Source organism: Paenibacillus sp. J45TS6, assembly GCF_018403285.1.
Lineage (GTDB): Bacteria > Bacillota > Bacilli > Paenibacillales > Paenibacillaceae > Paenibacillus.
In genome coordinates this window covers 87,283-99,567 of the sequence record NZ_BOSJ01000012.1, presented here as the reverse complement: position 1 = coordinate 99,567, position 12,285 = coordinate 87,283, and the positions used below count along the sequence as shown (strand labels likewise).

Here is a 12,285-nt window from a genome sequence, read left to right as displayed (position 1 = left end):
TTTGAAAATATCAACCAAAGGCCGTTATGGATTAACAATTATGATGGAACTCTCTGGTCGTTTTGGCGAAGGACCAACTTCCCTGAAAAGTATTGCAGAGAAAAATCAACTTTCAGAACATTATCTAGAGCAACTGATAGCTCCTCTTCGTAATGCGGGACTCGTAAAAAGTATTCGCGGTGCGTACGGCGGATATATTTTAGCTCGTGAACCTTACACGATTACAGCAGGAGACGTAATACGTGTACTCGAAGGACCGATCTCACCGGTTGACTTTACAGAAGAAGATGATCCCGCTAAACGTGATTTATGGATCCGCATCCGAAACAGTATTGCAGATGTGCTCGATTCGACTACGTTACAAGATCTCATATCGTATAAAGAAAAATCCGACGCGGATAACTATATGTTCTATATTTAATGCGGGGTGAAAAGAAAGTGAATATCTACTTGGATCATGCTGCATCTACTCCTGTGCATCCAGAAGTTGCCTCTGCAATGTTTGAGGTAATGACTGGCCAGTTCGGTAACGCATCAAGCGTGCACGCTTTCGGGCGTGCCGCCAAGCGTTCCGTAAGTGAAGCTAGGGATAAGATGGCGGCTTATTTGGGCTCTTCTCCGGACGAACTTGTTTTTACTTCAGGCGGAACAGAAAGTGATAATTTAGCCATCTTTGGTATAGCAGCTGCTGCGCAGCATAAAGGAAAACATATCATCACAAGTCAAATTGAGCATCATGCAGTGCTTCATGCCCTTGCATCACTTGAAAAGCAAGGATATGAAGTTACTTATCTCCCTGTTGATTCCTATGGAATGATCGACACAGCTGACGTAGAGGCAGCGATCAGACCGGATACGATTTTAATTAGCATCATGTATGTCAATAATGAAGTAGGCACGGTCCAGAATATTGAGGAGATTGGCCGGATTGCAAAAGCTCACGACATTCCTTTCCATGTGGATGCCGTTCAAGCTTTGGGATCTATTCCAATACATCTGCATCAGCTGCCTGTAGATTTGATGAGTTTTTCCGCTCACAAAATCAACGGACCTCAAGGAATCGGACTGCTATATGTGCGCAAAGGAATGAAGCTTGAGCCGATGAACCATGGCGGGCTGCAGGAACGCAAGCGCCGTGCGGGTACAGAAAATATGGCGGGGATCGTGGGTTTTGCTAAAGCACTGGAACTCCTGGAGAAGACGATGGAGGAACGGATGCTTCAGGATGCGGCTCTGCGTCAATTTTTTATTGAAGAGCTACAAAAAGAAGCAGGAGAAAATGCGGTCGTTGTAAACGGACATCCGCAGCAAACGGTATCCCACATTGTGAATGTCAGTTTTCCAGAAGTGAAAACAGAAACGATGCTGATGAATTTGGATGTAGAAGGAATTGCTGCGGCAAGCGGCTCGGCCTGTACATCTGGTTCTCTTGAACGTTCTCATGTCCTTGAAGCTATGAATTTGCCAAAAGAAATTATGGATTCAGCGATTCGATTTAGCTTTGGTTTGGGTAATAGTAAAAAAGATTTGGAATATACGGCAAAAAAAGTTGGAACCATCCTGAAACGCCTGCGTAATAGAGCGTAAGGGTTTCCTTGTATAAGGACGAAGGAGGGATTATTACGTCTGTTGTCACCAGCCTAAGTGGAAAGGTATCTAATCTTAATATGTTTTCTTGTGCATACTAAGATGAGCATACGATTTCATAATTGACTCTAGGTGATGGAAGGGATAATCCTGTCATGAAATTTCAAGAAATGATTGGACTTGCTGTATTCGATATCGAAGAAGGCAAGAAGATCGGTAAAATTTGCGATTTTATTTTAACAACAGATTGGCAGCTTACCGGAATTGAATTGGATGGAAGATCTCTTTTTTCTAAACAAGTCAAAACGGTGTCTTGGGAAGACATCCTTGCTTATGGCAACGATGCTGTGATGATTCGAAACAAACAGGCTGTCCGTAAAACGGAAGCTGACAACATAAAATATAGTTATTTAAAAGGACATCATAAACTCAGGGATATGACCGTGATGACGCAGGAAGGTCTGCAACTCGGACGGATCACAGATGTTTATTTTGACCAAAAAATGGGGAAGAATATATTAGGACTTGAAATCAGTGATGGTTTTGTAATGGATCTGATGGAAGGTCGAAAATGGTTGCCTCGCACGGATGAAATGAAGATAGGTGAACATACAGTCGTAGTTCCTACGGCAAGCGAGCAGCATTTAGTAGATGCTATTCATTCTGTTAACGGATAGGTGGAAATGTAATGAAATGTCCAAATTGTAACTCAAAAGATATAGGTAAAATTGGTTCTCATCAATTCTATTGTTGGGGATGTTTTATAGAACTAAATGTAAATGGTGAAAAAATGTCGGTGTATCAAGTAGAAGAAGACGGTACACTGAGTTCACTTGACGATCTTTTCTTTGGAGAAGAGATCGTTCAGGAGTATCCAGGAATCCATCTTGCTCCTTAACTTTGTTAATAACTTCCTCTATAAACGGTCTGGCACACTTTTGTCGTAGATATGACTTGATTGTAGTTTAGCACTTATGATTAGAGGCAGGGCAAGGTACATAGGAGATGGGTAGACGAAAACTCAAATATAATAGAATGCTTTTCTATATAGAAACACTTGCGCAGCTTGAGATGATTTTTTCGAGCTGTACAAGTGTTTTTATATTTTTACAGATGAGGTAAGCAGATTTCCCCGCGATCTTCAGGATTAATTTATCCACTCATTACATATACTTACAAGGATAAGCCTGTCCGAGGAGGAAACTTACTGTGGAACAACTATCGAAAAACAAGCTGTTCCGTTACGGACTGCTCGTGCTGCTCGCCCTCGTCATTCTGTATTTTGTGTGGCTGCTGCGTCCCATGCTGCTGGGAATTTACGGTTTTTTAAAAGCCATATTTGCCCCTTTTCTAGTGGCATTAATTATTTCATATGTTCTTAATCCGATTGTTTCTATGCTTGGGGGACGTAAAGTTCCGCGTACTATCGCGGTTCTGCTCATCTACGCTGTATTTCTGACATCTTTGGCTGTCATTTTGATGAATGTCATACCGATGTTTATAGAACAATTGGAGCAACTGAATGAACATTTGCCTGAGCTGAATATGCATGCTCAAAGCTTGCTGAATAATATGAACAGTAATCTTATTCCACCAGGCGTTCGTGTAGGAATCAATGGCTGGATGTATCAGATGGAGAATAAGCTGGCTTCCGGGATTTCTGTCTTTATGGATAATATCGGGGCTACCATCAGCACCATTTTCAATATCTTCATTGTACCTTTCTTAATCTTTTATATGCTTAAAGATTTTGATGTGATGGAAAAAGCCGTGGTTTCTTATTTACCCCGGACGCAGCGGAAATCGATTGTTATGCTTCTCAAAGAGATTGATACTGCTCTTGGCAATTATATAAGAGGACAATTTCTGGTGTGTATTATTGTGGGTGTGTTTGCCTATATTGGGTATATGGTGATTGGTATGCCTTATGCACTTATTCTAGCAAGTATGGTGAGTGTCTTTAACATTGTCCCATATTTGGGACCGTTTCTTGGGGCAGCACCTGCCGTAGTGATGGCTTCAACCATATCGGTAAAAATGTTGATTTTCGTCATTGTCGTAAATACACTATGCCAAATTCTCGAAAGTAATGTGATCTCTCCTCAGGTTGTGGGGAGAACGCTTCATTTACATCCACTGACCATTATTTTTGCCCTGCTCGTAGGGGGAGAACTTGCAGGAATTGTGGGGTTAATTCTGGCTGTTCCGGTCTTTGCGGTGTTAAAGGTGGTATGCCAACATTTCTTTTTGTACTATATCAAGCGTAAAACCATTGAGTAGCAAAGGAACCGGGGGAACTAAAAATAGAGCTTATTTATTCTCAGATATGCCTCTGCAAAAGGTATTTAAAGGACCAGTGAAGAATCAGTAAAGAACCTGATAAGCTCAACCTGCTTGCATTGACACCATTCTGCTCTAAAGATATAATCGGATATATATGTATATCGTAAAATACAGTGATGAAATCAAGTACGTCAGGGTGTTTCTACAGAGAAGGGACTCCTACTATCTAAGGTACGAAGTGCTTTTTGGATAGCAGGCTGGAAGAGTCCTGAAATGAAGCGGCGGAAAGCTAATTTCGGAGTGCGGTTAAAAGCCGCCGGATGACCTCCGTTATCGGGTTCTAACAAGGCGATCGCCGGTTTTACACTTTTGCTTAGGACATGCTTATGCATAGCTCCCTTGCGATAGGATGTGAGGGCGATAACCAGGGTGGTACCGCGAACTTCTCGTCCCTGATTTATTCAGGGGCGTTTTTTTGTTTTTTTACAAGAGAAGTTCCGCTCGTTTTTTTGTATCTGTTACTCCTGTTTTTAGTGTAGGGAGTAACCTTTTCAATCTTTATATTTTTTAGCCCGGAAGATATGTCACCGCTACCCGTTAGCGTAATGACCAGCACGTTTGAAGAAGCGAAGCGTTCGTATTTGGTTCTGAAATGATTAGAGCAGGAAGCAATACTGGATCAGAGATTTCAGAAACAACGACGATCGGAAAACAAGCTGGGCATGAAGCGGCCTAAATTAGCGGGCAGGTAATCTTTTCGGCTAATCCAATATACAATTTAAACCGGAGGTTATGACCATGAAGGCAAGTGAAATCCGTTCCAAATGGATCGAGTTTTTCAAAACCAAAAATCATAAAATTGAACCGAGTGCATCGCTTGTACCTCATAACGATCCCTCTCTATTATGGATCAATGCAGGTATGGCGCCGCTTAAGCCTTACTTTGACGGCCGTGTAAAACCGGAGAATCCGCGTATTGCTAACTCTCAAAAATGTATTCGTACCAACGATATTGAGAATGTAGGGAAAACACGCAGACACCATACGTTCTTTGAGATGCTGGGGAACTTCTCCATCGGCGACTATTTCAAAGAAGAAGCAGTAACGTGGGCGTGGGAATTCTTGACTGATAAAAAATGGATCGGATTTGATCCGGAACGTTTGTCCGTTACGGTGTACCCAGAAGACGAAGAAGCATTCAAACTGTGGAATGAAAAAATTGGTCTGCCTGCAGAGCGCATCATTAAATTAGAAGAGAATTTCTGGGATATCGGTGAAGGTCCTTGTGGTCCTTGTACAGAAATTTTCTATGACCGCGGAGAAGCGTATGGCAATGACCCGGAAGATCCAGAACTGTACCCTGGCGGAGAAAATGAACGTTATCTTGAAGTATGGAACCTGGTATTCTCCCAGTTCAACCATAACAAAGATGGCAGCTACACGCCGCTTCCGAACAAGAACATTGATACAGGTGCTGGACTCGAGCGTTTTGCATCCATTTTGCAGAACGTAGACTCTAACTTTGATACCGATCTATTTCAGCCTACCATCCAGCGTACGGCAGAAATGGCTGGTGTGAAATATAACGATAGCGTAGAAATTGATGTAGCTTTGAAAGTTATTGCTGACCATGTTCGTACCGTTGCGTTTGCAGTTGGTGATGGGGTACTTCCTTCTAATGAAGGCCGTGGATATGTTATCCGCAGGTTGCTGCGCCGTGCAGTACGTTATGGAAAAGTACTTGGACTCGATCGTCCGTTTATGTATGAGCTGACACAGCAAGTTGCTGATGTAATGGGCGTATACTATCCAGAGGTCGTAGAAAAACGCGAATTTATCGCGAAGGTAATTAAAACAGAAGAAGAACGCTTCCATGAAACGCTAAGCGATGGTCTTGCTATTCTTGCGGAGATTAGCGGACAAGCAAAAGCAAACGGACAAAATATGATCAGCGGCAGCGATGCTTTTAAATTGTATGATACTTATGGTTTCCCATTTGATCTTACTGAAGATTATGCAGCGGAACATGGACTTACGGTTGACCGCGAAGGCTTCGATAAGGCGATGGAAGAACAACGGAATCGTGCACGTTCAGCACGCCAAGATAACGCGAGTATGAAAATTCAAGGCGGAGCGATCTCGGAGCTTACGGTTAAAAGTGAATTTGTTGGATATAATGACCTCGTGACCGAAGCCAAAGTCGTAGCCATTATTCGTGACGAACAGATGGTGGATTCCGTAAGTGAAGGCGATACTTGTCAGCTCGTTCTAGACCGTACTCCTTTCTATGCCGAAAGCGGCGGTCAAGTAAGTGACGAAGGTATTTTGCGCGGTGAAAGTGTATTTGCTAAAGTAAAAGGTCTCTTCAAAGCGCCTCTTGGACAACATGTTCATATGGTAACCATCGATTCTGGGGAACTTCGTGTTGGAGATTCCATCAAGGCTGAAGTAGATAAAACCAGTCGTGAAGCGATTGTAAAAAATCATACAGCAACACATTTGCTGCATAAGGCACTAAAAGAAGTGTTAGGAGACCATGTTAATCAGGCAGGTTCTCTTGTAGAACCAGGACGCTTGCGGTTTGACTTCTCTCACTTTGGCGGTATTACACCAGAAGAACTGGCTGTTATTGAACGTAAAGTAAACGAACAAATCTGGAGACAAATTCCGGTTGTTATCGAATACAAATCCATTGACGAAGCGAAAGCAATGGGTGCTATGGCTCTATTCGGTGAAAAGTACGGTGATATTGTTCGCGTGGTACAGGTGGGTGATTACAGCCTTGAACTGTGCGGAGGTTGTCATGTGAATAATACATCGGAGATCGGTTTGTTTAAACTTGTGAGTGAAAGCGGAATTGGGTCTGGCGTAAGACGGATCGAGGCTTTGACAGGACGCGGTGCATATGAATACATGGAAAGTCAGTTAGATCTTTTGAAACAAGCAGCAGCTTCGCTCAAGTCAAATCTAAATGATGTGCCAAAACGTATTGATGCAATGCATGCTCAAGTCAAGGAACTCACTCGTGAGAATGAATCTTTACAAGGAAAACTCAGCTCCATTGAAGCAGGACAACTTACGGATAAAGTAGTTCAGCATGGAGATACCAAAGTACTTACGGCTCGCGTTGAAGCAGCGGGAATGGATACACTTCGTACACTGGCAGATGAGCTTAAAGTGAAATTGCCTGATACGGTGATTGTTCTTGGTGCTGCAGCAGAGGAGAAAGTTAACTTCGTTGTCATTGTCCCACAAGACCATGTGAAAAAAGGCCTGCATGCCGGTAAAATCGTGAAAGAAGTCGCTGCAGTATGCGGAGGCGGAGGCGGTGGACGCCCTGATATGGCTCAAGCTGGCGGTAAAGATGCGGCTAAACTTGATGAAGCACTTCGTCTTGCTGAACAAATTATTGCGGGATAAGGTTTTATAACGTTTACAAAAAACATAATATTCTCACTTTCCTGCTATATTTACAGAGGACAGAATATGTTATTATAAAGAAGAAATCAATTCGGCATACCAAAATGAATAATTTTGATTTATGCAGAAGCGAGGTGTCGTTATGGACTCCATGGATAAGACAGTTAAATTTAATGTGAAAGGCGATGTGGAAGAAGCTTCTGCACAAGAGATTCTTCTTAAAGTGTATGACTCCCTTCAAGAAAAAGATTACAACCCCATTAATCAAATGGTGGGCTATCTTATTTCCGGGGATCCTGCTTATATCCCGCGCCACAACAATGCAAGAAGTCTGGTCCGCAAAAAAGAACGCGACGAACTGATTGAAGAATTAGTACGTTCTTATCTGGCCAATCACCGATAAGAATAAGGAGAAATGAATGAAGATCTTAGGCTTAGATTATGGCGACCGCAGAATTGGCGTTGCGCTTAGTGACGCCTTTGGCTGGACTGCTCAGGGTTTAGAAGTTATTGAACGGCGCCGTGAAGGGGACGAGATTGCACGAATCACTGAACTTGTCAAAATGAACGAGGTTAGTGAAATCGTCGTCGGGTTACCGAAAAACATGAACGGCACCGTGGGTCCCCGTGGTGAGATCTGCATTGAATTTGCAGAAACGCTACGGGAAACATTGGACTTGCCCGTACACCTATGGGATGAAAGGCTCAGCACCGTTTCGGCGGAACGTACGCTGGTTGATGCCGACGTAAGCCGAAAGAAGCGTAAAAAGGTTGTGGACAAAATGGCCGCAAGCCTAATATTACAAAATTATTTAGATGCCAAAAGTACAAGGTGAGGGGGAGTTTACTATGACTGATATTCAAATGGGTATGGAAGAGGATCGCGAGATCATATATATTACGGATGAAGAAGGTAATGACGAAGAGTTTGAGGTGCTCATGACCTTCGATGTAGATGGATCAGACGCTAAATATATGATGGTTGTTCCTGTCGATGTGAACGATGACGAAGATGAGTCAGAGGTCTATGCCTTCCGTTATGAAGAAGAAGGGGACGACATCAAGCTGTTTATGATTCAAGATGAAGCAGAATGGGCGATTGTGGAAGAAACTTTTAATACTCTCGTCGATTCAGAAGACGACGAGGAGAATGTATAGATGACTGATTTTCCTTTTACAAGAGCGGATCTAACTATTACGACTCGCTTGCAAGAAGCATTTGGAACAGAGGTTGAGCTCGAAGAAGCGAATGGTAAATCCGTTCCTTATGAACTGCTCGCTGAGTTCGAAGTGCAAGGTCAGGGTTATGCTGTATTGCAATCCTTAACAAGTAAGAACGAGGAATATGAACTTTTGCGTGTAGAATTTACAGCAGAAGGACATCCAGAGCTTCATACCATTGAAGATGATGAAGAATGGGAAAATATTGCGGAACTCTATGATGAATGGTCTTTACCTGACGACCAAGGTTAATATGAGGAGGCACCTCTACCGAGGTGCCTGCTTTGTATGTTATTATAGAATTCTTGGTATACTTACTTAAAATACGGTTGATGAGAGGGCGGAGCAGTCCGCTCTTTTTGGCTGTGAAGGGGTTGTGATTTTTTGAAAGCAAAATACTTCAGGCGATTCATTATCCTTATGGTCATTTTGGTAGTTCTTGCCGGCAGTGCATTATATGTATGGCAGTCGACAAAACCTGTTACAGCATCCACAGAACCCGTTATTTTCACGATTGATAAAGGGACGGGCACCTCTCAGATCGCTGATAATCTAGAGGAAAATGGAATCATTCGAAACAGTTTATTCTTTAAAGTATATTTGAAACTGAACAATGAAGGCGCGGGTTTTAAAGCGGGTACGTATGCATTTGTTCCTGGTCAAAGTTACAAAGAAATTGTTACTGCTTTAAATAATGGAGATGTACAGCAAGAAGAAACGTTGAAGTTTACGATTCCTGAGGGATATACACTGAAACAGATGGCGGAGAAGCTGGACACGGAAGGTGCGACAGTAAAAGAACTTTTCATGGATATTGTAAACCAGCCAGAGTTATTTAGTAGTATTCCGATCGTAGCTGAGATTAAAGACAACACAGATTATCTATTTAAGCTGGAAGGCTACTTATTTCCCGAGACATATGAGCTTGCAAAAGGAAGTACAGCAGAAGATATTATTGTACGTATGCTGACTGAAATGCAGGAAAAACTGGATTCTATCCCGGATTTTGAGGCCAAACTAAAAGCAAGAGGCCTCACGGTGCATGAACTCCTTACTGTGGCCTCACTGATTGAAAGAGAAGTTGTCGTCCCAGAGGAAAGACCTTTGGTAGCGAGTGTGATTTATAACCGGTTAGAGAGCAATATGAGGCTCCAAATCGATGCGACCGTTCAATATTTGCTGGGTAAGCAGAAAGAACGTCTGCTTTATAAAGATTTAGAAGTGGATAGTCCATATAACACGTACAGAAACACCGGACTGCCTCCAGGGCCGATTGCAGCCCCTAGTCTAAGTTCCATTGAGGCTGCATTATCACCGGAAACATCCGATTATTTATTTTATGTTACGAAAAAAGACGGAAGTTCGGAACACCTTTTTGCTAAGACGTATGAAGAACATTTGAAAAATATAGAAAAAAGCAAAGAAAGTGCGGAATAACGGAGGGATGACTTTTGACTCGGCCTTATGAATTGCTGGTGACGGCAAGTGATTTACAGGAAGCAGAAGTACTGCTTACAGCAGGAGCGGATGCAATACTTATCGGGAATGATCGCTTTGGGATGCGATTACCCGGCAGTTTTACTTTGGAAGAAACGAAGGAAGCAGTTAAGCTTGCTAAGAATTATCATGCCAAGGTATACGTTTCGATGAATAACATTATGACAAATGAGCTTCTGCCAGAAATACCAGACTATGTACGCGGGCTTAAAGAAGCGGGAGTTGACGGTGTTGAGTTCAACGATCCATCGGTTCTGCGGGCAGTACGTGAGATTGCTCCTGAAATCAAGCTTCACTGGAATGCGGAAATGACTTCTACCAACTACAGTACTTCGAATTATTGGGGACGCAAAGGTGCATCCCGAGTAGTGCTTGCAAGAGAACTGAACATGGATGAAATTACAGAAATGGTACCCATGCTCGAAATAGAGGCACAAGTTCAGATTCATGGTATGACGAACATTTACCATTCCAAACGTCAGCTGGTTGCCAGTTACATGCAGCAACAAGGACGTCCTGTAGAGGGAGATCTCGGACTGCACAGAGGACTTTTCCTTATCGAGGCTGAGCGGCAGGATGAGAAATTTCCAATCTATGAAGATGTGAACGGTACCCACATTATGAGCTCCGAAGATATTTGTATTATGGAAGATCTCCACCTTTTAATGAACGCAGGCGTGCATTCTTTTAAAATTGAAGGGATTCTAAAAAGCACAGCATACAATGAAGCAGTTGTAAAAGCTTATCGTAAAGCAATTGATGCTTATACGGTTGATCCGTTAAATTATCAGTTTGATGAGTCCTGGCTTGATGAAGTACGGGAAATGCAGGATCCTGAGCGCGAACTGTCATTTGGATTTTTCTATAAAGAACAAGTTTATTAATATGAGGTGGTAAAAGGAATGGACACGACTACGAAACCTAAGTATACGGGCAAACGTTATCGGCTCGACAAGCCTGAGCTGCTCGCTCCGGCAGGAAATTTAGAGAAGCTGAAGTTTGCGATCCACTATGGTGCCGATGCTGTATATATTGGAGGGCAAAAGTACGGCCTTCGTTCCAATGCGGACAATTTTAGTTTTGAAGAAATGCGCGAAGGTGTTGAATTCGCTAATAAATATGGGGCAAAAGTGTTTGTAGCGACAAACATTTATGCACATAATGAAGATATAGAAGGTATTGAAGCCTATCTCAAAGAGTTATATGAAGCAGGAATTTCGGCTATTATCGTAGCAGACCCGGCTATTATTGAGGTGGCACAGCGTGCCGTTCCAGGTCTTGAGGTACATCTTAGCACACAGCAATCAACGATTAACTGGCAAGCAGTGCAGTTCTGGAAAGAAGAAGGTCTGCCGCGTGTTGTTCTTGGACGGGAAGCAAGTCTTAAGGAGATTGCGGAGATCAAAGAACATGTAGATATCGAAATTGAGGCATTTATTCATGGCGCAATGTGTTCCTCTTTTTCGGGACGCTGCGTATTATCTAACCATTTTACAGACCGTGACTCTAACCGTGGAGGATGCTGTCAGTCTTGCCGCTGGAAATATGATCTGTTTGAAGATGCGAGAGAGAATGAAGTATGGGTATCGGAAGAAGATACAAGAGATTCGCAGATACTGAAGAATTTTGAGCTTGGTGTAAATCAGCTTCCGCTGTATGAAGAAGGAGATCAAGCGTTTACGATGGGTTCTAAGGATCTGTGCATGCTCGAAAATATACCGGATCTCATTGACGTGGGGATTGATTCCTTCAAAATCGAAGGACGAATGAAATCCATTCACTATGTGGCAACGGTCGTAAATGTATATCGTCAAGCGATCGACTCTTACATGGCTGATCCGGAAAATTATGTACTGAAACCGGAATGGCTCGAAGAAATTCAAAAAGCAGCCAATCGCCCGCTGAATACTGGATTTTTCTACGATACTCCAGATCATGAAGATCATATTTACGAACCGGAAGAAAAAGCAGTTCCTTATGACTTTGCAGGTCTTGTGATGGATTACGATGCGAATTCACAAATGGCTACAATTCAACAACGGAACTATTTTAAAACGGGGAACGAGATTGAGTTCTTTGGTCCGAATGGTACATTCTTCAAGCAAAAAGTGGGAGAAATCTATGATGAAGCTGGAAATTTACTAGATGCAGCCCGTCATCCACTGCAAATGGTGAAAATAAAAGTCGAACAACCCGTTGCGTATTTCGATATGATGCGCAAGAAAAAATAATACAATCAGGTCTAAAGCCCTCATCTTATGTGTAAGATGAGGGTCT

The 12,285-nt window shown here is 42.6% G+C and carries 14 protein-coding genes; 13 read left to right on the top strand and 1 reads right to left on the bottom strand.

The features are described 5' to 3' along the window. The first annotated feature begins 1 nt into the window (after position 1). From cymR to KJS58_RS17390, 5 genes are all read left to right on the top strand, one after another. Complete coding sequence (gene cymR / locus KJS58_RS17410; protein ID WP_191798711.1) at positions 2 to 421, top strand: cysteine metabolism transcriptional regulator CymR; 420 nt, start codon at positions 2 to 4, stop codon at positions 419 to 421. Between the two features lie 77 nt (positions 422 to 498). Next, positions 499 to 1,587, top strand: coding sequence for a cysteine desulfurase family protein (locus tag KJS58_RS17405; protein ID WP_249717551.1), 1,089 nt, complete (start codon positions 499 to 501; stop codon positions 1,585 to 1,587). A 155-nt stretch (positions 1,588 to 1,742) separates the two neighbouring features. Then, positions 1,743 to 2,264 (top strand): PRC-barrel domain-containing protein, encoded by a 522-nt coding sequence (locus KJS58_RS17400; protein ID WP_213534328.1) that lies wholly within the window; start codon positions 1,743 to 1,745, stop codon positions 2,262 to 2,264. Positions 2,265 to 2,275: 11 nt separating this feature from the next. Beyond that, a complete protein-coding gene (locus KJS58_RS17395; RefSeq protein ID WP_160034442.1) occupies positions 2,276 to 2,485 on the top strand; it encodes a hypothetical protein in 210 nt (69 codons plus the stop codon). A 311-nt stretch (positions 2,486 to 2,796) separates the two neighbouring features. Next, a complete protein-coding gene (locus KJS58_RS17390; protein WP_213534326.1) occupies positions 2,797 to 3,867 on the top strand; it encodes an AI-2E family transporter in 1,071 nt (356 codons plus the stop codon). Between the two features lie 194 nt (positions 3,868 to 4,061). Here the strand turns inward: KJS58_RS17390 and KJS58_RS17385 are convergent, their stop codons facing one another. Next, positions 4,062 to 4,262: a hypothetical protein gene (locus KJS58_RS17385; protein WP_213534324.1), complete on the bottom strand. Its 201-nt coding sequence runs from the start codon at positions 4,260 to 4,262 to the stop codon at positions 4,062 to 4,064. A 406-nt stretch (positions 4,263 to 4,668) separates the two neighbouring features. Between KJS58_RS17385 and alaS the strand changes: the two genes are divergently transcribed. From alaS to KJS58_RS17345, 8 genes are all read left to right on the top strand, one after another. Continuing rightward, positions 4,669 to 7,290 carry an alanine--tRNA ligase gene (alaS, locus tag KJS58_RS17380; RefSeq protein WP_213534323.1) on the top strand — a complete coding sequence of 874 codons (2,622 nt, stop codon included), beginning with the start codon at positions 4,669 to 4,671 and terminating at the stop codon, positions 7,288 to 7,290. A gap of 142 nt (positions 7,291 to 7,432) precedes the next feature. Next, complete coding sequence (locus KJS58_RS17375) at positions 7,433 to 7,693, top strand: IreB family regulatory phosphoprotein (protein ID WP_160034448.1); 261 nt, start codon at positions 7,433 to 7,435, stop codon at positions 7,691 to 7,693. Positions 7,694 to 7,709: 16 nt separating this feature from the next. Further along, on the top strand, positions 7,710 to 8,126 hold the full coding sequence (gene ruvX / locus KJS58_RS17370) for a Holliday junction resolvase RuvX (protein ID WP_213534321.1): 417 nt from the start codon (positions 7,710 to 7,712) through the stop codon (positions 8,124 to 8,126). Between the two features lie 13 nt (positions 8,127 to 8,139). Further along, complete coding sequence (locus tag KJS58_RS17365) at positions 8,140 to 8,448, top strand: DUF1292 domain-containing protein (RefSeq protein ID WP_213534319.1); 309 nt, start codon at positions 8,140 to 8,142, stop codon at positions 8,446 to 8,448. After that, on the top strand, positions 8,449 to 8,763 hold the full coding sequence (locus KJS58_RS17360; RefSeq protein ID WP_213534317.1) for a DUF1292 domain-containing protein: 315 nt from the start codon (positions 8,449 to 8,451) through the stop codon (positions 8,761 to 8,763). A 168-nt stretch (positions 8,764 to 8,931) separates the two neighbouring features. Then, complete coding sequence (mltG, locus tag KJS58_RS17355) at positions 8,932 to 9,948, top strand: endolytic transglycosylase MltG (protein WP_213534408.1); 1,017 nt, start codon at positions 8,932 to 8,934, stop codon at positions 9,946 to 9,948. Positions 9,949 to 9,962: 14 nt separating this feature from the next. Beyond that, positions 9,963 to 10,892: a peptidase U32 family protein gene (locus KJS58_RS17350; protein ID WP_213534315.1), complete on the top strand. Its 930-nt coding sequence runs from the start codon at positions 9,963 to 9,965 to the stop codon at positions 10,890 to 10,892. Between the two features lie 18 nt (positions 10,893 to 10,910). Beyond that, on the top strand, positions 10,911 to 12,239 hold the full coding sequence (locus KJS58_RS17345) for a peptidase U32 family protein (protein ID WP_213534314.1): 1,329 nt from the start codon (positions 10,911 to 10,913) through the stop codon (positions 12,237 to 12,239). The last annotated feature ends 46 nt before the right edge of the window (positions 12,240 to 12,285 follow it).